At 37.1% G+C, this 23,495-nt stretch carries 27 protein-coding genes; 21 read left to right on the top strand and 6 right to left on the bottom strand.

The window, feature by feature from the left end; genetic code table 11:
* The first annotated feature begins 270 nt into the window (after positions 1–270).
* Both BV60_RS22430 and BV60_RS0119600 read left to right on the top strand, forming a co-directional pair.
* Positions 271–2,784, top strand: coding sequence for an ATP-binding protein (locus BV60_RS22430; RefSeq protein ID WP_051656922.1), 2,514 nt, complete (start codon positions 271–273; stop codon positions 2,782–2,784).
* Positions 2,785–3,099: 315 nt separating this feature from the next.
* Positions 3,100–4,539, top strand: a complete 1,440-nt coding sequence (locus BV60_RS0119600) for a sensor domain-containing diguanylate cyclase (protein ID WP_029324512.1) — start codon at positions 3,100–3,102, stop codon at positions 4,537–4,539.
* Here the strand turns inward: BV60_RS0119600 and BV60_RS0119595 are convergent, their stop codons facing one another.
* The gene (locus tag BV60_RS0119595) at positions 4,540–5,124 is read right to left on the bottom strand and encodes an SOS response-associated peptidase (RefSeq protein WP_029324510.1); all 585 of its coding nucleotides are present in this window, start codon (positions 5,122–5,124) and stop codon (positions 4,540–4,542) included. It lies immediately after the preceding gene.
* Between the two features lie 110 nt (positions 5,125–5,234).
* On the bottom strand, positions 5,235–5,399 hold the full coding sequence (locus tag BV60_RS23315; protein ID WP_156036253.1) for a hypothetical protein: 165 nt from the start codon (positions 5,397–5,399) through the stop codon (positions 5,235–5,237).
* Positions 5,400–5,744: 345 nt separating this feature from the next.
* Between BV60_RS23315 and sfsA the strand changes: the two genes are divergently transcribed.
* Positions 5,745–6,422, top strand: a complete 678-nt coding sequence (sfsA, locus tag BV60_RS0119585; protein WP_029324509.1) for a DNA/RNA nuclease SfsA — start codon at positions 5,745–5,747, stop codon at positions 6,420–6,422.
* A 41-nt stretch (positions 6,423–6,463) separates the two neighbouring features.
* Positions 6,464–8,008 (top strand): Y-family DNA polymerase, encoded by a 1,545-nt coding sequence (locus BV60_RS0119580; RefSeq protein ID WP_029324507.1) that lies wholly within the window; start codon positions 6,464–6,466, stop codon positions 8,006–8,008.
* 4 nt (positions 8,009–8,012) lie between these two features.
* Here BV60_RS0119580 and BV60_RS0119575 read toward each other — a convergent pair whose 3' ends face one another.
* Positions 8,013–8,417 carry a hypothetical protein gene (locus BV60_RS0119575; protein WP_029324504.1) on the bottom strand — a complete coding sequence of 135 codons (405 nt, stop codon included), beginning with the start codon at positions 8,415–8,417 and terminating at the stop codon, positions 8,013–8,015.
* Positions 8,418–8,592: 175 nt separating this feature from the next.
* Between BV60_RS0119575 and BV60_RS22425 the strand changes: the two genes are divergently transcribed.
* The 5 genes from BV60_RS22425 (at position 8,593) to BV60_RS0119550 (ending at position 14,255) form a co-directional block, all read left to right on the top strand.
* On the top strand, positions 8,593–9,903 hold the full coding sequence (locus BV60_RS22425; protein ID WP_051656921.1) for an HD-GYP domain-containing protein: 1,311 nt from the start codon (positions 8,593–8,595) through the stop codon (positions 9,901–9,903).
* A 141-nt stretch (positions 9,904–10,044) separates the two neighbouring features.
* Positions 10,045–12,417: an EAL domain-containing protein gene (locus BV60_RS0119565; RefSeq protein WP_029324499.1), complete on the top strand. Its 2,373-nt coding sequence runs from the start codon at positions 10,045–10,047 to the stop codon at positions 12,415–12,417.
* Positions 12,418–12,535: 118 nt separating this feature from the next.
* Positions 12,536–13,183, top strand: coding sequence for a PAQR family membrane homeostasis protein TrhA (gene trhA, locus BV60_RS0119560; RefSeq protein ID WP_029324497.1), 648 nt, complete (start codon positions 12,536–12,538; stop codon positions 13,181–13,183).
* Positions 13,184–13,255: 72 nt separating this feature from the next.
* Complete coding sequence (locus BV60_RS0119555; RefSeq protein ID WP_029324495.1) at positions 13,256–13,876, top strand: SGNH/GDSL hydrolase family protein; 621 nt, start codon at positions 13,256–13,258, stop codon at positions 13,874–13,876.
* A 1-nt stretch (position 13,877) separates the two neighbouring features.
* Positions 13,878–14,255, top strand: coding sequence for a hypothetical protein (locus BV60_RS0119550; protein ID WP_029324492.1), 378 nt, complete (start codon positions 13,878–13,880; stop codon positions 14,253–14,255).
* Between the two features lie 64 nt (positions 14,256–14,319).
* Here BV60_RS0119550 and BV60_RS0119545 read toward each other — a convergent pair whose 3' ends face one another.
* Both BV60_RS0119545 and BV60_RS0119540 read right to left on the bottom strand, forming a co-directional pair.
* Positions 14,320–15,615 carry an endo-1,4-beta-xylanase gene (locus BV60_RS0119545; protein ID WP_051656920.1) on the bottom strand — a complete coding sequence of 432 codons (1,296 nt, stop codon included), beginning with the start codon at positions 15,613–15,615 and terminating at the stop codon, positions 14,320–14,322.
* 103 nt (positions 15,616–15,718) lie between these two features.
* A complete protein-coding gene (locus BV60_RS0119540; RefSeq protein WP_029324488.1) occupies positions 15,719–15,934 on the bottom strand; it encodes a hypothetical protein in 216 nt (71 codons plus the stop codon).
* Positions 15,935–16,183: 249 nt separating this feature from the next.
* Between BV60_RS0119540 and BV60_RS0119535 the strand changes: the two genes are divergently transcribed.
* The 4 genes from BV60_RS0119535 to BV60_RS0119520 are packed head-to-tail and all read left to right on the top strand — an operon-like array spanning position 16,184 to position 17,936.
* A complete protein-coding gene (locus tag BV60_RS0119535) occupies positions 16,184–16,684 on the top strand; it encodes a hypothetical protein (RefSeq protein WP_029324487.1) in 501 nt (166 codons plus the stop codon).
* Positions 16,685–16,743: 59 nt separating this feature from the next.
* Positions 16,744–16,920 carry a hypothetical protein gene (locus BV60_RS0119530; protein WP_029324485.1) on the top strand — a complete coding sequence of 59 codons (177 nt, stop codon included), beginning with the start codon at positions 16,744–16,746 and terminating at the stop codon, positions 16,918–16,920.
* A 4-nt stretch (positions 16,921–16,924) separates the two neighbouring features.
* On the top strand, positions 16,925–17,377 hold the full coding sequence (locus BV60_RS0119525) for a PaaI family thioesterase (protein WP_029324483.1): 453 nt from the start codon (positions 16,925–16,927) through the stop codon (positions 17,375–17,377).
* Between the two features lie 25 nt (positions 17,378–17,402).
* Positions 17,403–17,936, top strand: coding sequence for a cysteine hydrolase family protein (locus BV60_RS0119520; RefSeq protein WP_029324481.1), 534 nt, complete (start codon positions 17,403–17,405; stop codon positions 17,934–17,936).
* 111 nt (positions 17,937–18,047) lie between these two features.
* Here the strand turns inward: BV60_RS0119520 and BV60_RS0119515 are convergent, their stop codons facing one another.
* Positions 18,048–18,491, bottom strand: coding sequence for a hypothetical protein (locus BV60_RS0119515; protein ID WP_029324479.1), 444 nt, complete (start codon positions 18,489–18,491; stop codon positions 18,048–18,050).
* A gap of 260 nt (positions 18,492–18,751) precedes the next feature.
* On the opposite strand from BV60_RS0119515, the gene BV60_RS23310 reads away from it, so the two are divergent.
* The 8 genes from BV60_RS23310 (at position 18,752) to BV60_RS23570 (ending at position 23,477) form a co-directional block, all read left to right on the top strand.
* Positions 18,752–18,898, top strand: a complete 147-nt coding sequence (locus tag BV60_RS23310) for a hypothetical protein (RefSeq protein ID WP_156036249.1) — start codon at positions 18,752–18,754, stop codon at positions 18,896–18,898.
* 288 nt (positions 18,899–19,186) lie between these two features.
* Complete coding sequence (locus BV60_RS0119500) at positions 19,187–19,471, top strand: GIY-YIG nuclease family protein (RefSeq protein ID WP_029324477.1); 285 nt, start codon at positions 19,187–19,189, stop codon at positions 19,469–19,471.
* Positions 19,472–19,540: 69 nt separating this feature from the next.
* Positions 19,541–20,005, top strand: a complete 465-nt coding sequence (locus tag BV60_RS0119495; protein ID WP_029324475.1) for a hypothetical protein — start codon at positions 19,541–19,543, stop codon at positions 20,003–20,005.
* A gap of 34 nt (positions 20,006–20,039) precedes the next feature.
* Complete coding sequence (locus BV60_RS0119490; protein WP_029324469.1) at positions 20,040–20,345, top strand: hypothetical protein; 306 nt, start codon at positions 20,040–20,042, stop codon at positions 20,343–20,345.
* 74 nt (positions 20,346–20,419) lie between these two features.
* Complete coding sequence (locus BV60_RS0119485) at positions 20,420–20,764, top strand: phenylpyruvate tautomerase MIF-related protein (protein ID WP_029324466.1); 345 nt, start codon at positions 20,420–20,422, stop codon at positions 20,762–20,764.
* A 224-nt stretch (positions 20,765–20,988) separates the two neighbouring features.
* Positions 20,989–21,378 (top strand): DUF4342 domain-containing protein, encoded by a 390-nt coding sequence (locus BV60_RS0119480; RefSeq protein ID WP_029324464.1) that lies wholly within the window; start codon positions 20,989–20,991, stop codon positions 21,376–21,378.
* A 259-nt stretch (positions 21,379–21,637) separates the two neighbouring features.
* The gene (locus BV60_RS0119475) at positions 21,638–22,765 is read left to right on the top strand and encodes a hypothetical protein (protein WP_029324462.1); all 1,128 of its coding nucleotides are present in this window, start codon (positions 21,638–21,640) and stop codon (positions 22,763–22,765) included.
* 259 nt (positions 22,766–23,024) lie between these two features.
* Entirely contained in the window at positions 23,025–23,477 is a 453-nt protein-coding gene (locus BV60_RS23570; protein WP_051656919.1) for a hypothetical protein, read from the top strand.
* Positions 23,478–23,495 lie beyond the last annotated feature (18 nt).

Genomic DNA, 23,495 nt, shown 5'->3' with positions numbered 1-23,495 from the left:
TATTACCTGTTTTCAAAAAAAGCGTTGCGATTATTATAGCATTAAACAAAAAAATAGTATTAGAAAACAGATATTTAATGTTTTTTATATGAAAATGTTTGTATAAAATGTCAGATAAATCAAGATATTTGATTTATTATATATGAAATATGATTTAATTTTTCACTAAAATTTTATACTTAGCAAATATTTGAAAATAGTATTAGTGATAAGATGATTTTATGGATAACTGTAGTTGTTTTTCTTGTTTACAGTTAATAGGTATAGCGTATGAGAAATAATCGTATTCTTAAAGCATGTTTTAGCATAGTTTTAACATTGATTTGTATTATTGGTATAGCTAGGCCTGTTTTTGCCGGAAATAATAAGGAAAAACTAACAGTAGGCGTTCCTGTTGACAGATGTCCGATTTTCTATTTGGATTCCAATACAGGGGAAATTGTTGGCATAGGTGTTGATTTGATGCGCGCGGTAGCCAAGGAAGCCGGTTATGATGCAAGATTTGTTGTTATTAAGGAAGCGACACTCAAAGAAGCGCTTGATAACTATGAATATGATGTACTAATGCCTTTTGGAAGTGCTATTACAAGTGCTGAGGGAAAGGCTTCAATTGTGTCAGATAATCTGTTACAAACGCCATTTACTCTTGTTACTATGAATAACCATGAGGTTCCTCCGATAAATGAGCTTAAAGTAGGAATGTTAAGCTCCCTTGGAGGCGCTGCCGATACTGTAAGACAGATGTATCCCGGAATAGAGATCTCTTTTTATGGAAGTATGGCGGAATGCGTACAGGCCCTTATGCGAGGTAAAGTAGATGCCCTGTTACATAATTCATACGTTTGGAGTTATGTATTGCAAAAGCCCACATATTCTAAACTGATTGTGCAACCTTCATCGATGTTTTCGATGGATTTTAGAATAGGCGCAGTAGATACAGAAAAAAAAGAGGCTGTTATTGAAAAGCTGAATGAGGGTATTAGAAAAGTACCGGATACACGTAGACAGGCGATAATACTGGATTATACTAACAGAAAACTATATAGAAAAGATTTCTTTGATTATATATATGAATATGGACTTATTCTGGCGGTATTCGTAGCTATTCTGCTTTTTAAGATTCGAGAAAATTATGAATTAAAAAAGGCACAGAAGGTTGCGGAAGATGCATCGAATGCCAAGTCACTCTTTCTGGCAAATATGTCACATGAAATAAGGACACCTATAAATACGATAATGGGTATGGGAGAAATGATATCCAGAGAATCCAGAGACAGTAGGGTCCAGCAATATGCGTATAGTATAAACCGTTCTGCAAATTCTCTGTTATGTCTTATAGATGATATTCTTGATTTTGCCAGAATGGAGGCAGGCAAGTTAAAGCTTAGAAACGATCCTTATCATCTTTCAAGCCTTATAACAGATGTAAATGTGATGATAAAGGATAGAGCGGAAAATAAAAATCTTGAATATAATGTTAATGTTAATCAAGATATTCCGGATGAGCTTGTTGGAGATGAAACAAGACTTAAGCAGGTTATTATAAATCTGCTTACGAATGCTGTGAAGTATACAGCTACAGGCTCTGTTGATTTTACAATTGATTATGAAAAAATCGATGAAGAGAATATTGATCTGAAAATAACTGTTAAAGATACCGGTATTGGAATGAAAAAGTCAGATTTAGACAGACTTTTCAATGCCTTTGAAAGACTGGACCAGGAAAAAAATAAGACTATAGAGGGTGCCGGTCTGGGAATGAGTATTGTTAAGCAGATTCTTGATGCTATGGGTAGTACGTTGGATGTACAGAGTGTATATGATGTAGGAAGCGTATTTTCATTTTCTGTCAGACAGAAAGTATCAAGATGGGAGAAGATTGCAGATTTTAATGAGACAGCAAAGACAGTGGTGGCGAGAAAATCTCGTTATCGTTCCAGCTTTATTGCTCCTGAGGCAAAGATTCTTATTGTTGATGATACTGATATCAATTTGAAGGTTGTAACAGGACTACTCGAACCTACAAGAATGAAAATAGATACAGCAAGCAGCGGAAAGCAGGCGTTAAAGCTTCTTGAAAAGAAAAAATACGATATTTTGATGATTGATTATCGAATGCCTGAGATGGATGGCTTAGAACTTCTAAAGCATATTAAAAAGGATCTGGATAGCATCAATTACTATAGTGTTTGCATAGTTTTGACAGCCAATGCCATTGAAGGAGCCAGGGAAATGTTTATCAAGGCGGGCTTTGATGAATATCTTGAAAAACCTATTAATGGTAGGCAGCTTGAGGATATGTTATTAAGGTTCCTTCCAAAGGATTTGGTGCTTGATGTAAGCCATCCCAAAGCTACGGAAGCTAAAAACAATAATAATGAAAATAAACAGGAAGAACAGCAAGAAGAAAAGAGTTCTCTGACGATTGCATCTGACGAATTGGTGAAGCTTCAAGAGGAGGGACTTCTAAACGTAGAGGATGGAATAGGTTATTCCGGGGCTGAAGAATTATATCTTGAGACTTTGGAAATATTCAGAGATTCTGTTGAAGAAAAAGCAGATGAAATTGAAGAGTTGTGTTTAAGCGAAAATATTGAGGATTATACTATCAAGATTCATGCTTTAAAATGTACAGCAAGAATAATTGGAGCGCGTGGCTTGTTTGATAAGGCAAAACTTCTTGAGGATGCAGGAAAAAGACAGGATTTTGATTTTATCAGGAATAATAATGATGATATGCTTGAATTGTATCGTAAGTATAAGGATGCTCTTGATAAAATATGAAACAGTAAACAAATAACGATACCCATGGGGAGTATAATCCGCCAGTGGGTATCGTTTTTGAAAAAACTATTGTTTCCGGTGGGGATAGAGTGTCGCTACCTTGCCGGATTACAAGCAGTTACTGCTTTTTCTGTAAATCTCCCCCTCATAAGAGGTTCACATTGTAAAATGCGAACTGCTGTATTAGTTTTTCTAAATGTAATTATAGATAGTGTTGTCCAACAGATGTCCAACAAACTAAGCGAAAATTTTGTTTTATGATTATTTTTTTGATTTGGTGACAGCATCACTAGTCATGAAAGGCGGGTTGTGAAGATGGATTTTCAGGTGGTTGCAGATAGTATAAAAGCGATGACTTGCATTGTTTCAGTCGAGAAGCTGGAAAATGGCGGGTATGGAAAAATATGCATAGTAACAGGAAATAAGAGTTATATTGAGTCTATTGAAAAGCCTGTGAACGGTGTTTCTATGCTAACTACAGAGTTTGTGCCGGGGAAAGAGTATACCTGCTATCTTCCCAAAGATCTGAATTTTGAGGATTATTGTTATAGATCGGCAGTAGAAAAGAAGTGTCTGCATTCCTACGCAAAACCTGATCGTTATGATGCATGGTTTAACATGACTTTTTTACCGCTCTGGCCAGACGATGGCAATATTTGCTATTGTGCATATACTATGGAAATTAGTTACGATCCGGATTCATCGCAAATTGCCGATGCTTCAGTAAATACTGCGGCTGGAGTTCTTAATGCATGTATTATGCTACGGGGAACAAATGATTTTAAAAAATCCGTCGGAGAGGTAGTAAAAGCCATAAGGAAGCTCTGTAAAGCCCAAAGATGCTGTATTATGCTCATGGATCATGTGGAAAGAACATGTACTGTGTTTGGAGAGGATGTATCTTCGTCCTCTAATCTTAAGTCATTTGATGAGCTGATTGATGATGAATTTTATGACATTGCTGAGAAATGGGATAGTGTTATTTCCGGAAGCAACTGTATTATTGCGAAAAATGAAAGAGATATGGAAGTTGTAAAGGAGAGAAATCCTGAATGGTATAATTCCCTAATGGATGGCGGAGTAAAAACAATAGTTTTGTTTCCACTAAAGCAAGGGAAGGAGCTTCTTGGATATATTTGGGCTATGAATTTTGACGCCGAAAATGCACAGAAAATAAAGGAGGCGTTAGAAAGCACAGCCTTTATACTGAGCTCTGAGATAAGCAATTATCTACTTTTGGACAGATTAAAGATTTTAAGTTCGAAAGATATGCTAACAGGCGTTATGAATAGAAATGAGATGAATAATGTTGTAGAAACACTTTCCGGTGTGAGGGATAACAATGACGGACCATTAGGTGTAGCCTTTGCTGACTTAAATGGGTTGAAAGTAATTAACGATAAAGAGGGACATAGTGCCGGAGATATGCTCTTAAAGAGAGCAGCGATGGTGCTTAGGGAAGTTTTTGATGATAATTATATATATCGTGCAGGTGGAGACGAATTTACAATAATTATGTGTGGAGTAACACGGGAAGAGTTCGAAAAGAAGATTCTGGATGTGAGAAAAGTTTCCGAACAGTATGAAAATGTTTCATTTGCCATAGGGACTTATATGGTAGATAAAGTATCAGATATAAGGCTTGCACTGAGACATGCTGATGAAAACATGTATGAGGATAAGAAAAAATACTATGAGGCACATCCGGAAAAAAAGAGAAGGACCTCGAAAGATATATTTCATCTTTCAAGTTGATTAAAACAGACTTAACTGTTCGTAATCACTTTTTCTTGTAAGCTCAGGCATGGTTTCGTTTATCATGCCCTTTGCAGCTGAATAGTCGTTGAGGAAATCCATAACATTTTTCCTGTCTATCATGACAGGCATTCTATCGTGAACAGGGAGCATAGATTCATTGGCTGATGTAGTCAATATTACAAAAGAGTCTCTTTCCATACTTATATCATGAACGCCGGCAAGATATATAGGTCTGCCATCTGCTCTGCTGAAGGTAAATTTTGTTTTTTCCTTATTCCATTCATAAAAACCATCTGCAGGAAGTATGCAGCGTCTTAGCCGGAAACTATCTGAAAACATGGGCTTTTGCGCTGCAGATTCCGCTCTGGCATTGATAATAAGTTTTTTGTCCCTGGAATATATCCCCCAAAATAATTCAGATATCGCATAATGATGAGGATTAGCTTTACCACAGATAATGCTGGTAGCAGACATACCGGGAGTAATATCCCCTTTATCTGAGAAAAAAGATTCTAAGGGTATCCCCAGATCTTCTTCAACTCTTCGTGCAATTTTATCGGCATAATAATATCTTCCACACATTTAGGAACAACTCCTGTCTAAATAAAACAATTTTTATAAAATTATACCAAAAAAGAAGGAAAAAGGACCCTTTCGGGTCCTTGCATCATCTTCAATATTTTTTTGTAGTATTACCAAACAAAAGTAACGGCATTTGCTACATCTGCGGAAATAGTATTATCCTTAACCAGCTTTTTGAGCCATCTGTTAAGATTACCTACCTTGTGGTTTGTCTGGATAAAGTGAATTTTTTTGCCTTCTACATCTGTTGAAAGAAAGAGTTCATACATATACATTAGGGAAATCCTCCGTAAATTCTAAATTTGTTCTTTCATTCATTCTGGCCATCTGAATGTTCTTTTTTGCTTACAGATGATATATCGATAGCAGGGGAAATTTTCTTTAGAGCTTTTTAAAATGTTTTTTTTATTTTTTTTTCTGAGAAAAAAATGAAATTTTATTTCATAATAACAATTTAGGCAGCACGCAATCAGTATTATCATCGGATATATACATTTAAGCCTTAAAGAAATGATATAATCCAATAAATGCAGTATAGTTCCCCAAATAGGTACGGATCATGATGTAATGAATCTACCGTAAGTGTTACAATGCAGGCTGAAGGTTAAAGGGTAAGATAGATGAACTATGATAATATTCAAAAAGCAGTGTTTGTAAGTCGACCAAACAGATTTATAGCAAATGTTGAAATCGATGGGAAAATAGAAACAGTTCATGTGAAAAATACGGGACGTTGCAGAGAACTTCTGCTACCGGGCAGCGAAATCTGGCTTACAGAGCCGAATTCTCAAGGAAGAAAAACAAAATATGACCTTATAAGTGTAAGGAAAAACAACGGTGTTCTTTTTAATATAGACAGTCAGGCTCCGAATAAGGTTGTCAAAGAATGGTTGGAGAAGAAAAAAGAATATGATGTAGTAATACCGGAGTATACTTATGGTAATTCCAGAATTGATTTTTATATGGAAAAGCATACTCCGGAGGGATGTGAGAAGTACTTGATGGAAGTAAAGGGATGTACGCTTGAAAAAAATGCAATAGGGTATTTCCCTGATGCACCGACTGAACGGGGGATAAAGCACATAAAAGAACTTATAAAAGCGAGTAAAGAGGGTTATAAAGCGACTCTTGCTTTTGTAATTCAGATGGATGGAGTAAAAGAAGTAAGACCAAATACAGATACACATCCTGAGTTTGGGATAGCATTTGAAAGAGCCAGGAAAGAAGGTGTCAGCATAGTTTTCTATCAATGCCATGTAACCCCGGATGAATTGATAATATTTAAGGAGAGTAAATAAGGTTTTTAACATATGAAACGGACATGGGAGTTAAATAATAGGTGAAATTAAAAGGATTAAATGAAAAAATATATATTGCGATAGATCTTAAATCCTTCTATGCGTCCGTGGAATGTCAGGATTTGGGACGAGATCCGCTTACAACAAATCTTGTGGTAGCGGACAGGAGCAGGACATCCAAAACTATTTGTCTTGCTGTATCGCCATCCCTGAAAAAATATGGGATTCCCGGGAGAGCCAGACTTTTTGAAGTCGAGCAGAAAGTAAAAGAGATTAATAGCAGGAGGCTTCATTTTGCTCCCGGTGGTGTTTTTACAGGAGAATCGGATGATGAGGAAGAATTAAATAAGAAACCTTTCCTTAAGCTGAGTTTTATTGCAGCTGTTCCCAGGATGGCAAGGTATATGGAGATAAGTACTGCAATTTATAAGACTTATCTAAAATATATTTCACCGGAAGATATACACGTATATTCTATTGATGAAGTGTTTATAGATGCTACAGGCTACCTTGGTATTCATAATATGACACCGAAACAGCTTGCTATAAGTATGATAAGAGATGTCCAGTTGTCTACAGGTATTACTGCAACAGCAGGAATAGGGACAAATCTGTACCTTGCGAAAATAGCAATGGATATTGGGGCTAAGCATGTGGAACCTGATGATAATGGAGTGAGAATTGCTGAACTGGATGAGATGAGCTATCGTGAGAAGCTTTGGAATCATACTCCGCTGACAGACTTTTGGAGAGTTGGAAAGGGCTATGTGAAAAAGTTATCTTCCATGGGGATTTATACGATGGGGGACATTGCAAGATGCAGCCTGGGCGGGGATATGGATTTTCATAATGAAGAGCTTTTATATAAGACGTTTGGTGTAAATGCCGAACTGCTTATTGATCATGCTTGGGGATATGAACCCTGTACTATGGAAATGATAAAAAACTACAAGCCGGAAAATAACAGCATAAGCCAGGGGCAGGTGCTTCACTGTCCATATACATATGATAAAGCAAGAATTATTGTAAGAGAAATGGCAGATGCGCTAGCCATGCAACTTATGGATGCAGGAAAAGTAACAGATCAGGTAGTTTTGACTATAGGCTATGACATGGAGAGTCTGAAAAATCCGGAAATATCAAAGAAATATAAAGGAAAGATAAAAGCGGATTATTATGGACGACAGGTTCCGGAGCATGCGCATGGAAGCTTCAGACTAGAGAAATATACCGCCCTTTCGGGACATATCATTGATGCTGCACTTGCAATATATGATGAACAGGTTAATCCGATTCTTTTAATCAGACGGGTAACAATAGCTGCGGCACATGTGATTGATGAAGGAGACAATGCTAAAAGAGAGGAGAATTGCTATAAGCAGCTAACTCTTTTTGATAATAGTGATCAAGATCAGGCAGAGCAACAGGAGAGAAAGAAAGCCGAAGAAAAAGAGCTGGCGCTTCAAAAGGCCGCTCTCGAGATTCAAAAGCGTTTTGGGAAAAATGCTATCATGAAAGGCACATCTCTTCAGGAAGGTTCAACCGGACTTGAGAGAGGAAAGCAGATAGGTGGCCACAAGGCATAGTGGATTATTTTTCAATCGCCAAAATATCGTCAATCAGGATTACAGATTTGTCCTCAAGCACAAGATTCTTATTGAAAGTGTCTATTTTTATGATGTGAACCGGTATTGTTATATAATGTCCTCCATCTTTAAGGGCATCTGGGACAAAATATGTGATAACAACATAGCTATCAGAGCCTGACTCGATAAGGGCCAGGATTTCCATTAGCTTTTCATTTATTTCAGACTTTTGTTCTTCTGTCAGTTCGATTTTTGAGGTGGTAAAACGGCCTGCTTCAGACACTTCTTCGTCATATCCTGTTAAAGCAGCAAAAGGCATAAACTGTGCAGCCCTGTTTTCCAAAGGCATAGGACTGTGCTTTTTTGAAATTGGTCTTGTTTTGTTTATTATATCATCATAGTTTCCCATAGAAATTAGTATAAGCTAAAGCAAAGGCTTTGACCACATTTAGCGCTCATGATGTCAGGACATATGCTTGGGTTTTTCTTTATAAAAAATTAATGTGCATTACTTTTAGGCCATATCTATAATTAATTGTGTATGAGATGATACGGAGTACGTTTGTTGTGTTCAGGAAGTGGATATGCATATTCTTATGTCGTATTGGCCAAGACTTGTTTATGGCTTGATATTTGCTCTTTTTAATACTATGATCATCTACCAAAGATTAGGGAAGAAAAATCTTTGGATAAAAGGATTGATTTTATTTGTGATTTCCGGGCCGGTAGTATCGGTCTTTACCGAAATTATTTCTAAACATTTCTTTTCTTCATTTATTAGCGCAGGCCTATCAGAGTTTCCTACCGATATTGCAAATGCTATTTTTGTAATATATGCGATGACTCTGGATATGTTATCTTTCATTATACCTATTTATGTATACATATGGCTTGCAAAAGACAATTATATCATATGTGCTACAACATATTTTCAGTATGCTTGTATTGACAGACTGTGTCAGATTCTGTCGATTTCCAACGTGTCTTATATAGTATTATTGGTCCTGTGTCTTGTACTAGTTGCTATATCTTTCTCCAAAGTAGGAAAAATGATAGTAGGCTTGGAAAACCCTAAAGCATGGAGACCGGTTCTTCACTATGTATTAGGACTTTTTTTTGTTCTTGATGCTTTATATGGTGCATATACTATTTTTCCCGGGATTGAAAAAGGTGTATTGAGCGTTGTAAATGCATGGATTGATATCATAGCTATTATTTTTACCGTTTATCTGGGGTCATTTTTACGGCTTAATCTGATGGCGTATGAAGAGCAGTCTCAGCGGCTCCTTTACATGAGTGAACTGAAGGAAAATCATAATGACATTATTCAGAAATTTGCGCAGATTTCAGAAGCGAAAAGTGGTGAGACAGGACAACATGTAAAGCGCGTTTCAGAATATTCTGCCATCATTGCTAAAAGCTATGGCTTGTCTGACGATGAGGTTGACTTGATAAGGACAGCTTCAATGATGCATGATTTTGGTAAACTTCTTATTCCAAATGAGATTGTGGAAAAACCCGGAGGGTTGACTGATGAAGAAAAAGAAATAATGAAAAAGCATACCGTTTACGGGTATGAAATTCTGACATCCTCTGTCGGGGAAGTGATGAATATGGCAAGAACTATAGCTTATGAACACCATGAAAGGTACGATGGCAGCGGTTATCCAAGAGGATTGTCCGGAGATGAGATTTCAATATATGCGCAGATTGTAGCTTTAGCAGATGTTTATGATGCACTTACAAGTAAGCGTTCATATAAGGAAGCATGGACACCCCGGGATAGTTATGAGGAAATTTTAAGACAGAAGGGAAAACACTTTGCCCCTGAAGTTGTGGATGCTTTCTGCGATTGCTACGATCAGATTGAAGCTATTCGAATAAAATTCCAGTAATAAATTTTTTATTAAACATTTTTGAAATCGCTCACAAAGAAATCAAAAAATGATAATCTCGTATGTAGGGAATGTATTTTATTGTTCAAGAGGCAATAGGTAATAAATCTTAACTTAATATATTCTTGCAGGGGATTATCTATGGTGCTTTATTTAACGAGCAGTTTCATACAGAACAAGAATGCGGAGGCTTATGATAAATCTAAGCCTGTGGTTTCTTATGGCTTTTTTGAAGATCTGAAAAGAGAATGGCGAAAAAAGGCAAATGTTCTTTATGTTCCCTGTGATCCTGAAGCATCCGAAGAGAATGAACATCAGCTTCAAATGGTGCTTGAGGAATGTAAGGCTGCGAAGCTGCCGGTAAATGAGGCTAAAATTCTTGATGGTTCTAGTACGGCTCCTGATATGGTGGCATGGGCTAATGTGATATATCTTGCCGGAGGGCATGCGCCGACACAGCTTGCTTTTATGAAGCGAATGAGGCTTAAGAGTGCTCTTTTGGGCTATGAGGGGATAGTTATAAGTTTTGGGGCAGGAGCTGTGAACTCTGCCTTTTATGTATATCATATGCCAGAGACCATTGATGAAGCCAATAATCCTAATTATATTAGATTTTCTGATGGCCTTGATCTGACAAATATCCAGATGATTCCAAAAAGAGAATATATAAGAGAAAAAAAGGAGGAAGGCATTAGTTTTTTTGATGATGTCCTGATTCCTGATAGCTTTGGATGCAGATTTTATCTTGTGTCGGATGGAAGTTATTTTAAGGTAAAGGGTGGAAAAACTACATTTAAGGGAAAGGGTGAGATAATTGAAGATGGAATTATCACACCACTTAAACAGGGGCCGATCGTTCCTTTTATGAGCTATATCGAGCAGCCTGTCATAAGAGCTCTGATATCAGAGGGATATGACATGGTTGTGACTGTTTATAAGAAAGATGAACACTGTGAGATATATTATCTTAAAGAAACGCTCAGTCAAACCTTTGAGAGTAGTCGCTTACAATATAAAGACATATGCTTTAAGATTTCTCAGGATATCATAGAAGAAGAAAGAGAAAACTATCTTAAGGAAATAAGATTGCCGGTAATACTAAAGGAAATGTCTGCAAGAGGGGACTATGTCAGAACTTTCCATGTAGATACTGTGGACGGAAGACGAGCCAAAAATATCAGGGCAAAGGAAATACCGGGATATCCCGACTGGATTATGATTGTCTATATAGACAATACAACTACAATTGACCATGATTGGCTTACAGATGAATATGCAAGGACAGGTTTTTTGGAAAGAGCTAAGGTGTTTTTATCAGAGCTTTCAGCTAATGACCATTATTCCCTCGTTTTTACTAATATTAAGGGATTTAAGGCAGTTAATGAATTATTTGGGACTCATAAAGGTGATCAGATTATTTTCCAGACGAGGGATATTCTTAGGAAATATTTGAAGCCGGTTATAGTGGGCAGACTTGAGGGTGACCACTTTGTGCTTATTACAGCAGATGAAAATCTTAAAGAAAAAAATCTGCGAACTATGTGCAGGCAGGTATTCAGGATTGAATCCATGGAATACAGTTTTGAAATACATTGCGGTATATATCCTATAAACAATCCAAGGATCAGTATTTCGCAGATACTGGCAGGCGCTAAGCTTGCGGAGAAAAGCCTACGTAACAATAGCAACAGAAATATCCTCTATGCATATTATGATGATTCGATGAAGGAAGACTACGTTAAGCAGCGTTTTCTCCTTTCGGATTTTGAAAGAGCGCTTTCCGAGAACGAGTTTGAGCCATATTATCAACCTGTAGTAGATACAAAAACAGGCGATATTGTAAGCGCTGAAATGCTTATCAGGTGGAAGCATCGCGATTTGGGGATGGTTTCTCCATCGGATTTTATTCCAATCATCGAATCAGAGGGAAAAACCTCTGCTTTGGACAGATATATGGTAGAACGTGGTATAAGCTTTATTGAAGAACGGACAAGATTGGAAAAGAATGTCGTTCCTTGTGCCATAAATCTTTCTCGTGTCGATTTTTACGATACTGTATTTATTGAGCATATATTTGAATATATAAAGGAAAAGAAGATAGACCCTAAGATGGTGCGATTTGAAGTAACAGAGTCAGCTTATGCAGATCTTGAGTCCAAGTCGCTGGAGTACCTTAGCGAGATGAAAAAACAGGGAATCCAGATACTTCTTGATGATTATGGAAGCGGTATGAGTTCATTATCAATGCTTGAAACGTTTGATTTCGATATCATTAAGCTGGATATTGGATTTGTCAGAAAAATAGGTATAAATAAAAAATCTGAATCTATTATTGTTTCTACAATAAATCTTGCGCATTCAATTGGTGCAAAAGTGACTGCGGAAGGGGTAGAGACCGAAAAACAGTTAAAATTTCTTCTGGATGCAGACTGCGATTATATACAGGGCTATTTCTTTTATAAACCCTTATCGGAAGATACATTTGCAAATATGCTGGATTTGTATAGTTTGTAACCGATTAGTTCATTTACAAAAACTTTATAACTGCATATATTGACACCTTTTGCACATGGATGTAGTATTGGTATTGCATGATGTAGTAATCAAAACTACGTGTAGAAAGGAGTCACATATGCAGATATCTATCAGAGAACCCGGCAGTGCTCTTACACATTTGGCAGCTATGTTCCTTTCAGTCGGAGCCAGTTTGCCATTAATATTAAAGGCATCTGATTTTGGCAGTATATATGTTATTGCCATGCTTGTTTTTGCCGTAAGTATGATAATGCTGTATGGTGCCAGTGCTTTTTATCATGCTGTAAATTCTACTCCTGCGGTCATTTGCGTTTTACGTAAGCTTGATCATTCAATGATATTTGTTCTAATTGCAGGCTCATATACGCCTGTCTGTGTTCTGGCATTGAGCTCAGAGATAGGAATTCCCTTGCTCATAGCAGTTTGGAGTTTTGCAATAATTGGTATTGTTCTTAAGGTTTTCTGGATTAACTGCCCACGCTGGTTCTCTTCGCTTATATACATAGCTTTGGGATGGAGTGTGGTTCTTGTAATGCGTCCAATATACAATAATCTGAGTCATTTAGGCTTTATGTGGCTACTTATCGGTGGAATTATTTATACTGTCGGCGGCGTGGTCTACGCTCTAAAGTTATCAAGATTTAATGAAAAACATCCCTATTTCGGGTCTCATGAAGTATTTCATCTATTTGTGATGGGTGGAAGTTTTTGCCATTTTATATTTATGTATCAGTTTTTGCTCTGAAAAAACTGTCCTGAAAGGCGAAATTCTTTTATAATATTCATGTTGCAATTATTATTATTTGAGGAGCATGGGATGTATAAAAGGATTGTATTTTTACTATGTCTGATAAGCGTGTTGCTGTCAGGCTGTGCTAAAACTGAGGCAGCAACTACAGAACCATATAAAAATGAGTATGGCAGGATATTTTTCATCGGTGATTCAAGATCGGTTGATATGTTTGATGGTGATGCCGAGGAAATTTATGATTATCATACTGAGGGAATACGTGTTTTTGCAAAGGATGGTTGTCATTGTGCATATATGACGGATGTAATTGGGAAATACGGCACAGATGAATTTGATACATTAGTGTCATGGCTTGGGTGCAACGATAATAATGATGCAAAACTGTATGAATCGGTTTACGAAAATCTTATTTCTCAAGGGAAGACAATTGTTATTTGTACAGTCGGACCTACCGTTGACGAGAATTTAAGCGGAGATTTCAATGTTGGTAATTATCCTAACCAAAAAATGATGGATTTTAACAGCGAGATTACGAAATGGGCAGCTTCGCATAATGTAAAAGTAATTGACCTGTATACTTATGTAAAAAACAATATAGAGGTATCACCTGACGGAATCCATTATAATCCAAAACCTACTACAGCTATATGGAACTACATTTTAAGCGCTTTAGCCGGGGAGGAATAATATGTTTAACATGGATAGTATAATTACAGTTGCAATAATAATTTTATTTGTTCTAAAACTGGTTAAACCAGTTATAAAGGCGGGGCAGAGTAGCAGTTCTAAGAAAAACGTTAATATGAAGACGCTTTCAAAACGATTTTCCGAAACAAAATATGCAGGTGCAATGACGCACCCCGAATCATCTGCAATGCCTCATAAGCACTGGGAATCCGGCTCTTATGATACTGCAAACAGACATAGGGCGAATAACTCTGATGGAACGATTCCTCATAGCCACAATGAGGTTAAATTGAAGCATATTGATGTGGCAACGCTACCTAAGGGATATATTTTGCTTAATGGGGAACCCGTTAGAACCAAAGATCTTGAGAATTATTAAAAAAGTCGGCAACACTTGATCATGAGATATGATTCAGAATTGTTGCCGACTTATTATTTTTTATTTAACTGAAATTTTCAAGTGCTTCTTTTATTTTCACAAATGCCGGTTTGGGCAGATAGTGTTTGTCAAATAATCTTGAATTAGTGGTATCACCCTCACGGTAATGGTCTACCAGACCAAAGACAGTAACGTTTGTTATGTTTGCCGGACCACCATTATCGCTATCCAGTCTGCAAAGCATTTTGAAAATGCGACCGTATTTGTCGCCCTGCCTGTTAAATTGGGCATCAGTTTCTTCGTCTACTCCTACAGAAAGCTCAGTAACCTGTATTTCAAGACCAAGTTCAGAGAACTTCCTGATTGCGGATTCTATAACTGCATCGGAAGGATAATCAATTCCCCAATATCCTTGCATTCCAATGCCATCTATCAGACCTTTCTCTTTGAGTGACTCACACAAAGTGTAGATTCCATCGGTTTTAGGCGCCTGATATGTGTTGTAATCGTTATAGAAAAGCTTTACGTCATCTGCGGCATATTTTCTTGCATATGTGAAAGCCATTTCTACATAATCAGCGCCGATTGTCGCATACCATGGATTATCAGCTTCTTCCAGTTTGGTCCTGCACATAAAACCACTCTCGGGATCGGCACTTTCAGGATCAACAGCTTCATTAACTACATCCCAGCAATAAACAACTCCCGGATATTCTTCTTGAACATGAGTCATAAGCTGACGAATGTAGCTTTCCATTCTGAGAAGCATGGTATCTTTTGAAACATAATCACCGTCTTCGGAATACCCCTCTCTGAAAAACCATTCAGGAGCCTGAGTATGCCACACAAGTGTGTGACCACGCATTTTCATGCCGTTTTCTTTGCACCATTCCAGGGTGGGATCGATTGAAAAAAAGGAAAGAGCAGGCTCTTCATTGCCGTTTTTGAGATTTTCCTGTGAGCCCATCTGATCAAGGATGTAACAGCTCTTCATAAGATTGGTCATAGTGCAGCTGTTGAAATGTTTTTTACAAAGCTCCATGTATTCAGGGATGTTTAAGGTTTGATTCTCCAACGTACTGCCATTTATTCCGACACCGAAAGTAAAGAACTTTTCTGACAAATCTTTAAGTATGGCATCATCCGCAGCAGAAACCGGTTCATCAGTGACTGTTTCATCAGAAGATTGTTCTTCGGCTCCATCAGCGGTATCAGTGGCTTTTGAACTGTCGGCTGATAACTCGGCAGAAGCAGAATCGTTCGATTCATTGTTAGTTACTGTTGTTTTGCCACATCCGCTTAATCCTGAGATCATCAAGGTACTAAGTAGTATGACACATAGCATTTGTTTTCTTTTCATTCCCGTATTCTCCTCTATATTCTATAATATAGAGGAGAATACGGGAATGACTAACCATTTTTTGCTTGGATATCTGTTCTTATTGCTTTTTTGAAAAATATACTTATATATCAGATCTTGCTTTAATCTTTAGCATTTTTTTGTATTTTCTGAAATGACTGAATGCTATGCAGCCATATATTACTCCCAATGTAATGGTAGTAATAGTACTACTGCTCTGTAATCCGTCTTCTACCCAATACATAATACCCATAAATACAAGCGCGAGGGCACTTATAGTATTAAGCGTGAAATAAACTTTGTTACTTTCTTTTGACATAGTTTTAATCCCCCTCTTCTAAAAACGTTTGTTTTTATACCTGACTAAAACCGGTTTGATGTTAGCCACGCATTATTATTTTATGAACTATTTATTATGCTTATATTTAATATTATATTTTTCGATGTCCAACAAATGTCCATCAAGAGAGAAGCCTCTATTTTACCTATTGTGGCATTTGAATAATTGACATACAATATACTGTAGCAGATTGGAACAATACTGTATGGCATGAGGAGAAAATTGGTAATGACATTAAAAGAATATGCTGAGAGTCGCTCTATAAGCTACGAAACGGTAAGGGCACAGACAAACCGATATAAGGATGAACTGAAAGGACACATAACGACTGAAGATCGCAGAAAGGTACTTGATGAATTTGCGTGTGAATTTCTCGATAAGCATAGACTTAAGCGGAATATAGTTGTCAGCAATGATAATGAAGATCTTAAGGAAGAGCTTTTTCAGGCACAAAAAGAAAGGGAAAGACTTAAGGATGCAATAATATTGCTTCAAAAGGAGCTGCAGGATATGACCAAACAGAATGCGGCTTTACTGGAAGATCGTGCACGTACGGAAACTTTATTACTTCTTGCGGACAAAGAGCATGACAATCTCGAGCATGCAAAGGAAGAAATAAAGCAATCAAGAAATGAGCTTCTGGAATCTCAAAAAGAGCTGATGGAAGCTACAAAAGAGCTCGGAAAATATCACAAAACAATTTTTGGATTATATAAAAAAGATGAATAACTATGTTATAAATATGAATTCGTTTGATATAAAAAGCTACCAATGAAAGGAACATTAATATGGAAACATGGTTTTATATAGTTGATAGTATAGATGGCGACTACGCCAACTTGCGAAGAACCGATATTGATTCAGATGATCTTAAGCTTGTTGCGAGAGCACTTCTGCCGGATGGTATAGCTGAAGGAACAAAGCTTAAATATGAGTTAATGCAATATTCAATAATTGAAGGATAAGATAATGAGAAAGGCACGTACCGAAAAGGAAAACGCAATCAGAGAGAAGATGATCTCTGAATTGTATGCAAATGAGTATAACAAATTTATAGGTTTTGAGATATTAGAGCTAAGCTCGACCTATAGTAAATCAAGAATTAAGTGTGATACAAGGCTTCATAATACGTACGGGAGTATACACGGTGGGGCGCTGCTTTCTTTTGTGGATGTTATGGCAGGTGCCACAGGCAGTATGAGCGGATACTATGTTACGACAGTTTCTGCCAATTTGAATTTCCTGTTGCCGGCAGTTAACACTGAATATATTTATTGTGAATGCATGAAACTAAAGACCGGAAAGCATATATTGGTATTTGATATCAGAGTAACGGATGATGAAGGAAATCTTTTGGATAGTGGAGAATTCTCATTTTTTGCCAGTAAGGTTCCGGTGCTTGGAGACAGCTTGAAATTTTGAAGAAGGGTAAAAGGGGCAATACGAAATGAATAAAAAAGTACTTGTAGTAGTGGATATGCAGAATGACTTTATTACCGGAGCACTCAGAAATGAGGAGGGAATTGCAATTGTTCCGTATGTAAAGAAAAAGATTGAAACTGCCAGGGAGGCCGGTGAAACAATTATTTTTACAAGAGATACACATGGTGATGATTACATGCAGACAGAGGAAGGGCAGAATCTGCCTGTGCCGCATTGCATCAAGGGAACCGATGGGTGGCAGATCATAGATGAACTGAATGCAGATGAAACCGCTTCTCTTATCATAGACAAGGAGACCTTCGGTTCTGAAAAACTTGCTAAATATATGGCTGAAAATGCTGATAACATTGATGAAGTTGAATTTATAGGTGTTTGTACTGATATTTGTGTTATCTCGAATGTTCTGCTTACAAAGGCCATGATTCCCAATAAAAAGATTTATGTTGATGCAGCAGGCTGCGCAGGTGTTACCACAGAAGCTCACAACACAGCACTTTCTGCAATGAAGGCATGCCATATAAAAGTATTGAATGATTAAAATTGTCATGCCTTTACATTATTATAAAAAAGGTCAGAAGATTATACCTGCTTTGACAGGTAAATTCTCTGACCTTTTGGTAATGTGGGTAATAAGCCGTTGTTTGATTTATTATTCGCTTAGATACTTGTCAAATACGAGCTTTCCGTTTTTAAATTCCCATAATTTGACACCATTTGCTTTTACAACGTATATCACGTTACATTTCTTGATTCCGCCTTTTTTTATGATTTTCTTAATGTTTTTGTATGCTTTTCCTACAGAATCTCTTGATTCTTTGTATTTATCAGGAACCATCTTTGCTGTCATTCCGAATAAAGAAGCATCCTGATGGCAATCAAGACTTACAGTAAAATCGTATGTTTTACCCTGTTTTTCGTATTTTACGTCTAGTTTTCCTACTATAGAACCTGCCTTTTTGCCCTTTTTAAGAGTCTTGCAGATATTCTTTGCTTTTTTATCAAGATTTGCTGCATTTGCAGTTACTCCGAATGCCCCAAATGCTATTATAAAGGCAAGCATAAAGGATAATACTTTTATAACTACTTTTTTCATTTCCATTCCCTCCTGTTATTGTCCCCTCTGATAATGTGTCTCATAAATTACCCACTTGTATAAGATATCAGAAAAATCCCTATTTTTGTAGTTTTTTTCAATTTTTATTTCCTTTGCTATGCATTTTTGCTACTATCCAAAGACTGATTTAAAACTTTGTTGGACATTTGTTGGACCGACTATAATATACTGTTACCAGAGAAGCAAATAAAGCAGTTAACATTATTGACACGTGCACTCTTATGAGGGGGAGAGTTACGATGAATAAAAGTAAAATGCTTACAGTTGTTTCAATTCTGGCTATGCTGGTGATGTTTACAGGTTGCAGTACTATGTCAGCTTCAAATGTCACAGAATCAATAACCAGCCAGCTATATGTCGGTGTTTGGGCCGATATTTATGGATAAGGAACCAGCACAAGTTTTAGCTTATGGCAGAAATGCCGGTTGAAGCTGAGACGAAGGTGATGAAAAAGGTTTTCAGTCATGGTAGCGATGCTTTACCTAAACGAGGAAACCGATCCTGCGGTTCGATTGAGGGGGAAAAGGTATCAAGGGCGGCGTGTGCTTCACCCAACGGTATCAGAGTTACATAAAAGAAGCTGTATCCGGTTTAAGTCTGGCTGCAGCTTCTTTTTTACGATGCTTAAGGGAATTTGACTTTAAAAATATAGAAATATGATATAGAGTAATGCTATGAATTATACATATATAGTAGAGTGTTCGGATGGTTCTTTTTATTGCGGATGGACCAATGATCTTGAAAAAAGGCTTCGTGCTCACAATGAAGGAAAAGGAGCAAAATATACCAAAAACAGACTTCCGGTAAAGCTTGTTTATTACGAAACTTATGAAACGAAAGAGGAAGCCATGAGCAGGGAGTGGCATATTAAACACATGAAAAGAGCTGCAAAAATTGAGCTGATAAATAGCAAGACAGGAAACTTCCGCCATAACAGGAATAAGTTTCATGCTTTTTAGTTAAATAACATGGAAAATACGGATGTTTTGTGGCATGGGGTTGATGATGTATCAAGGAGAGTTTAGTTTATGAAAAAGAAAAACGTTTTTTTACCATTAATCTTATGCGTGGGTATACTTTTGGCTGCATGTGGAAGGGATAATCCGCAAGAAACAGAGCCATTATTTGAACAGATAGATAATACTATAGGGCAGGAAGAATCTGAACAGCCACAAGAGCAGGATGGGGCTGTTGAAGAAGAAAATGCAGTTATTACAGAAGATCAGGCATATAATGCAGTAATTAACTATTGTAAGGCTACTGATCCGGACTTTAGTGAAGAGGTGAATTCTGAAGGATACACAGAGTATTGGGAGATTTCGACTAATGAAGATGGAGAAATTGTTGTGTTGTACCGTTCCTATACTGCAGCTCAGATACGCTACTATGTGAATCCAAAGTCCGGTGAAACATATGTTACAGAGCTTGTTCCGGGTATAATAGATGAGGAGCAGAAGACAGGAGAGACTTTTAATGTAAGGGATTATATATAAAGATTTAAAACAATATATAAAGGCAAGGGGAGAAATGAAAAAAGTACTTGAATTGTTTAAGGAACTCTTACAGTTCCTTAAAAGCTACGGTGATAGCAGAATAACACCGCAATATAGGGCTCTTCAGGGAGCTATAGAATATCTGGAGTCAGAAGCATTGGAGGAAGATAAAATCGACTGCATCGAGGCTTGTTATAGGACTTTGTATCCACCCAGAGAAGGATTGTCTGAATTTTATGTTTATAATAAGGATGATGACAAGATGAAAGAGATCAACAATGAGCTGGATCGGATAAAGCGTAAGCTTGGAAGAGCAGTTGCTGAGGTATTGGATCAATAAAAAATTAAGCAGCTTCTAAATGCTTAGATAACAACTATATTTCATGCGTGTAAGGTACAGGAGGATAATGAGGTATGCCATTTATTTCAACAAAGACAAATGTAACAGTATCAAAAGAAAAAGAAATACAGCTCAAGGAGCGTCTCGGACAAGCAATTACGATAATCCCGGGAAAGAGTGAAAGCTGGCTCATGCTTGCAATTGAGGGGGATGTACCAATGTATTTCAGAGGAGACGATTCTCAGCCCACAGCATTTATCGAGGTTAAGATTTATGGAGGTGCTTCATCAGAGATATATGGAAGGATGACAAAGGAATTGACAGGCATTTACAGGGATATTCTTGGAGTAGCACCTGATCATATGTATATCCGATATTTCGGATCCGACGATTGGGGATGGAATGGAAACAATTTCTAAGATCACCGTGTTTTCTATTTATCGATCTTTGCTATAGTTTTGGCTAATTTTCAGTATAGGTGGCGGTATTTCCTATAAGTCACAAAGAATGAAAAATATGGATATATTTTTTGCTCTACTTGATATGTAACAGATACATGTTTTTACTTATAATGTGACTATAGACAGGAAACAGTTGTTGAGTAACACATTGTAATATGTTTTTTATCAGGAGGAAGAATATTATGAAAATAACACTTGAAGCAATTGAAAAGGTAATGAATCAGGCAGGAGTTGACTATGCGGCTGCAAAAGAGGCCCTTTTAAAGGCAAGCGGCGATGCGGAGAAGGCTATAAAGGATCTCCAGCCAAAGGTTTGCGAGCTTGAAGAGGATGTACAGAAGCTCATCGATAAAGTTAAGGCGGTTGTTGAAGAAGGTAATGCAGACAGAGTCCAGATTCTTAAGGATGAGGAGATTGTGTTAAGTGTACCTGTTAATGTAGGTATCATTGGCGGTATTCTTGGTCTTGCAGCAGCTCCCTGGGCACTTATTGCAGGCGCTGTCACCGCATTTGGGTTTGGATGCAAGCTTGTTGTAGTAAAAAAGGACGGAACTAAGGACGAGATTAAGTAAGTCGGAAAAAAGAGGAAAACGAGGAAACTTATATATCATTTGGGAAGAGCAGGTCGTTATCTATGTGAGAGGACCTGCTTCTTTTATTGGAATCACCTGGATGAAAGCGGGCGCTTATCAGAGGCTAACTTGAAATATGACAGCCCTATATGTTACATTTAAAATTAGCATATTAAACTAAAAGATATCATCTGCTATATGGGGAAATGATGATATTGAAATATGTTTAATAGATTATTTAACACAATGGGAGGATTGTATGAGGGAATTAAAGCGTTTTACAAAATTAAGTACCATTTTATATGGATTAGCGGCATCTGCGGTGATTACTGCGTCAGCGCTATTTGGAACTATAGTTGCTCCGAATGGGTCTATAACAGCAAAAGCTGCTAATGTTGATTACTCCGCTGAAAGCTATACTTTGGGAACTCAAGTCAATTACAAATTAAATGCGAGAGAAGATAAGTGGTATAAGCTGACATTGGATAAATCATATATTGTTAATGTTAAACATACTACGGAACAGATTTTTATATATGATTCAACAGGTAATCAGGTAGGTGCGGTATATAAGGAAAACATTTCTGAAAATGAAGCTCTTCTAAAGGGAGACTATTATGTTTTGCTTCATAATACCAAGTATGATGCGGTTGATACATCTTTTAGTATTATGGCGGTAGACCCTGATTCGAACTACCAATCTTTTGTTGAAGAATATTACAATGGTTCAACCAGAAATGACTCCAAGAATCTGGCATCAGCTATTTCCGGTGGTAATACCTACCATGGATTGATTGGTATAAATAATGCAGTAGACTGGTACAAATTTACTGTTGATGGAAAAACTACAGTTACATTTTTCCAGACAGAGTATAGAGGTTATGGAACGACTATGTTCCTACTGGATGAGAATGATAAAAGACTTATTGATAAGTTTTGCGGCAATGGTGGTCCCACAGCAAGTACAACGGTTTCTGCCGGCACATATTATGTTTATGTAGAAAGATATAACAGTGCCTATAATAAAGACGGTATTTGTTCTTATCAGATTGTTTTGGGACAGTCAGAAGATATTAATAAAAGTGCAAAAGATCTGATTAACACTAAGCCAGGACTAAAGGTAAAGAAAAAGGGCAAAGTTATTGTTAGTTTCAAGAAGGCCGCAAATGTAGACGGATATGAAATTCAGGTTTCAAACAAAAAGAATTTCAAAGGAACTACTAAGAACTATAGTGTGGGTAAGGATTCAAATAAGACAACCATAACATTACCCAAAAAGCTCCGTGGAAAGAAAATATATGTACGCGTAAGAGCTTATTCACAGAATGGAAATGAAAAGACATATTCCAATTGGAGCCTTGTTGCATCAAAAAAATCAAAGCGGTAAATAATTATAATATACGGAAGAATAAAGAATCGTCACTTTAATGATCTGAGATCATTGGAGTGGCGATTTTTATATTCTGTGATCATGACAACTATTTTATGCGGTTGTAGTACAACTAATGCAAATGGTGAGGAATTCATACAACTGTTGTAGAAAAAGAAACAACATGATTTATAGGACATTTGTTGGACATGTTTTGCTAATATAAAAATATAATAGCATCTCAGAAAAAGAGCCAAAAATAGGGGGATAGCAAAGCATGTCAAAGTTTATATTATCAAAGCTAAATGTAAGGGTTACAGTTGCGTCAATATCTCTTTTAGCAGTGATTGGTATAATAGCATATACTATGAATCGGCAGGACGAAAAGTCTACTGAAAACATAGAAGAAACACCTGTTGCTTTATCAGCTGTAACAGGCGAAAAGTTTAAACTTGCGGGAATAGAGAGTATTCCTGAAGGAGAGTGGCAGGCTGAAAAGTCTTTTCCGGATCAGGCCGGGTATGTTGATAACACATTGGCCATGAACAGTATGTATAGTTTCACAGGATTTTCCGGTCAGGCAGTTTGTATTTTGAGGTTGACGAGGGAATTGAGTCTTTCGATCTTTTTATTAATAATCACGTTATCAATACTGAAGGGATTACTCCGGGCATCTATGAACTCGATATTACGGGGCTATCACTTAATGGAACTAATACCATTCAGATAAGTAATGTCAGCTCCAAAG

This window comes from Butyrivibrio sp. AE3004 (genome assembly GCF_000703165.1).
Lineage (GTDB): Bacteria > Bacillota > Clostridia > Lachnospirales > Lachnospiraceae > Butyrivibrio.
This window is presented reverse-complemented; position numbering and strand designations above follow the sequence as displayed.

What these genes read in the sequence shown, in the direction of transcription:
- BV60_RS22430 (WP_051656922.1), top strand. Translation starts at nt 271, where the DNA reads ATGAGAAATAATCGTATTCTTAAAGCATGTTTTAGCATAGTTTTAACA.
- BV60_RS0119600 (WP_029324512.1), top strand. Translation starts at nt 3,100, where the DNA reads ATGGATTTTCAGGTGGTTGCAGATAGTATAAAAGCGATGACTTGCATT.
- BV60_RS0119595 (WP_029324510.1), bottom strand. Translation starts at nt 5,124, where the DNA reads ATGTGTGGAAGATATTATTATGCCGATAAAATTGCACGAAGAGTTGAA.
- BV60_RS23315 (WP_156036253.1), bottom strand. Translation starts at nt 5,399, where the DNA reads ATGTATATGTATGAACTCTTTCTTTCAACAGATGTAGAAGGCAAAAAA.
- sfsA (WP_029324509.1), top strand. Translation starts at nt 5,745, where the DNA reads ATGAACTATGATAATATTCAAAAAGCAGTGTTTGTAAGTCGACCAAAC.
- BV60_RS0119575 (WP_029324504.1), bottom strand. Translation starts at nt 8,417, where the DNA reads ATGGGAAACTATGATGATATAATAAACAAAACAAGACCAATTTCAAAA.
- BV60_RS22425 (WP_051656921.1), top strand. Translation starts at nt 8,593, where the DNA reads ATGCATATTCTTATGTCGTATTGGCCAAGACTTGTTTATGGCTTGATA.
- BV60_RS0119565 (WP_029324499.1), top strand. Translation starts at nt 10,045, where the DNA reads ATGGTGCTTTATTTAACGAGCAGTTTCATACAGAACAAGAATGCGGAG.
- trhA (WP_029324497.1), top strand. Translation starts at nt 12,536, where the DNA reads ATGCAGATATCTATCAGAGAACCCGGCAGTGCTCTTACACATTTGGCA.
- BV60_RS0119555 (WP_029324495.1), top strand. Translation starts at nt 13,256, where the DNA reads ATGTATAAAAGGATTGTATTTTTACTATGTCTGATAAGCGTGTTGCTG.
- BV60_RS0119550 (WP_029324492.1), top strand. Translation starts at nt 13,878, where the DNA reads ATGTTTAACATGGATAGTATAATTACAGTTGCAATAATAATTTTATTT.
- BV60_RS0119545 (WP_051656920.1), bottom strand. Translation starts at nt 15,615, where the DNA reads ATGAAAAGAAAACAAATGCTATGTGTCATACTACTTAGTACCTTGATG.
- BV60_RS0119540 (WP_029324488.1), bottom strand. Translation starts at nt 15,934, where the DNA reads ATGTCAAAAGAAAGTAACAAAGTTTATTTCACGCTTAATACTATAAGT.
- BV60_RS0119535 (WP_029324487.1), top strand. Translation starts at nt 16,184, where the DNA reads ATGACATTAAAAGAATATGCTGAGAGTCGCTCTATAAGCTACGAAACG.
- BV60_RS0119530 (WP_029324485.1), top strand. Translation starts at nt 16,744, where the DNA reads ATGGAAACATGGTTTTATATAGTTGATAGTATAGATGGCGACTACGCC.
- BV60_RS0119525 (WP_029324483.1), top strand. Translation starts at nt 16,925, where the DNA reads ATGAGAAAGGCACGTACCGAAAAGGAAAACGCAATCAGAGAGAAGATG.
- BV60_RS0119520 (WP_029324481.1), top strand. Translation starts at nt 17,403, where the DNA reads ATGAATAAAAAAGTACTTGTAGTAGTGGATATGCAGAATGACTTTATT.
- BV60_RS0119515 (WP_029324479.1), bottom strand. Translation starts at nt 18,491, where the DNA reads ATGAAAAAAGTAGTTATAAAAGTATTATCCTTTATGCTTGCCTTTATA.
- BV60_RS23310 (WP_156036249.1), top strand. Translation starts at nt 18,752, where the DNA reads ATGAATAAAAGTAAAATGCTTACAGTTGTTTCAATTCTGGCTATGCTG.
- BV60_RS0119500 (WP_029324477.1), top strand. Translation starts at nt 19,187, where the DNA reads ATGAATTATACATATATAGTAGAGTGTTCGGATGGTTCTTTTTATTGC.
- BV60_RS0119495 (WP_029324475.1), top strand. Translation starts at nt 19,541, where the DNA reads ATGAAAAAGAAAAACGTTTTTTTACCATTAATCTTATGCGTGGGTATA.
- BV60_RS0119490 (WP_029324469.1), top strand. Translation starts at nt 20,040, where the DNA reads ATGAAAAAAGTACTTGAATTGTTTAAGGAACTCTTACAGTTCCTTAAA.
- BV60_RS0119485 (WP_029324466.1), top strand. Translation starts at nt 20,420, where the DNA reads ATGCCATTTATTTCAACAAAGACAAATGTAACAGTATCAAAAGAAAAA.
- BV60_RS0119480 (WP_029324464.1), top strand. Translation starts at nt 20,989, where the DNA reads ATGAAAATAACACTTGAAGCAATTGAAAAGGTAATGAATCAGGCAGGA.
- BV60_RS0119475 (WP_029324462.1), top strand. Translation starts at nt 21,638, where the DNA reads ATGAGGGAATTAAAGCGTTTTACAAAATTAAGTACCATTTTATATGGA.
- BV60_RS23570 (WP_051656919.1), top strand. Translation starts at nt 23,025, where the DNA reads ATGTCAAAGTTTATATTATCAAAGCTAAATGTAAGGGTTACAGTTGCG.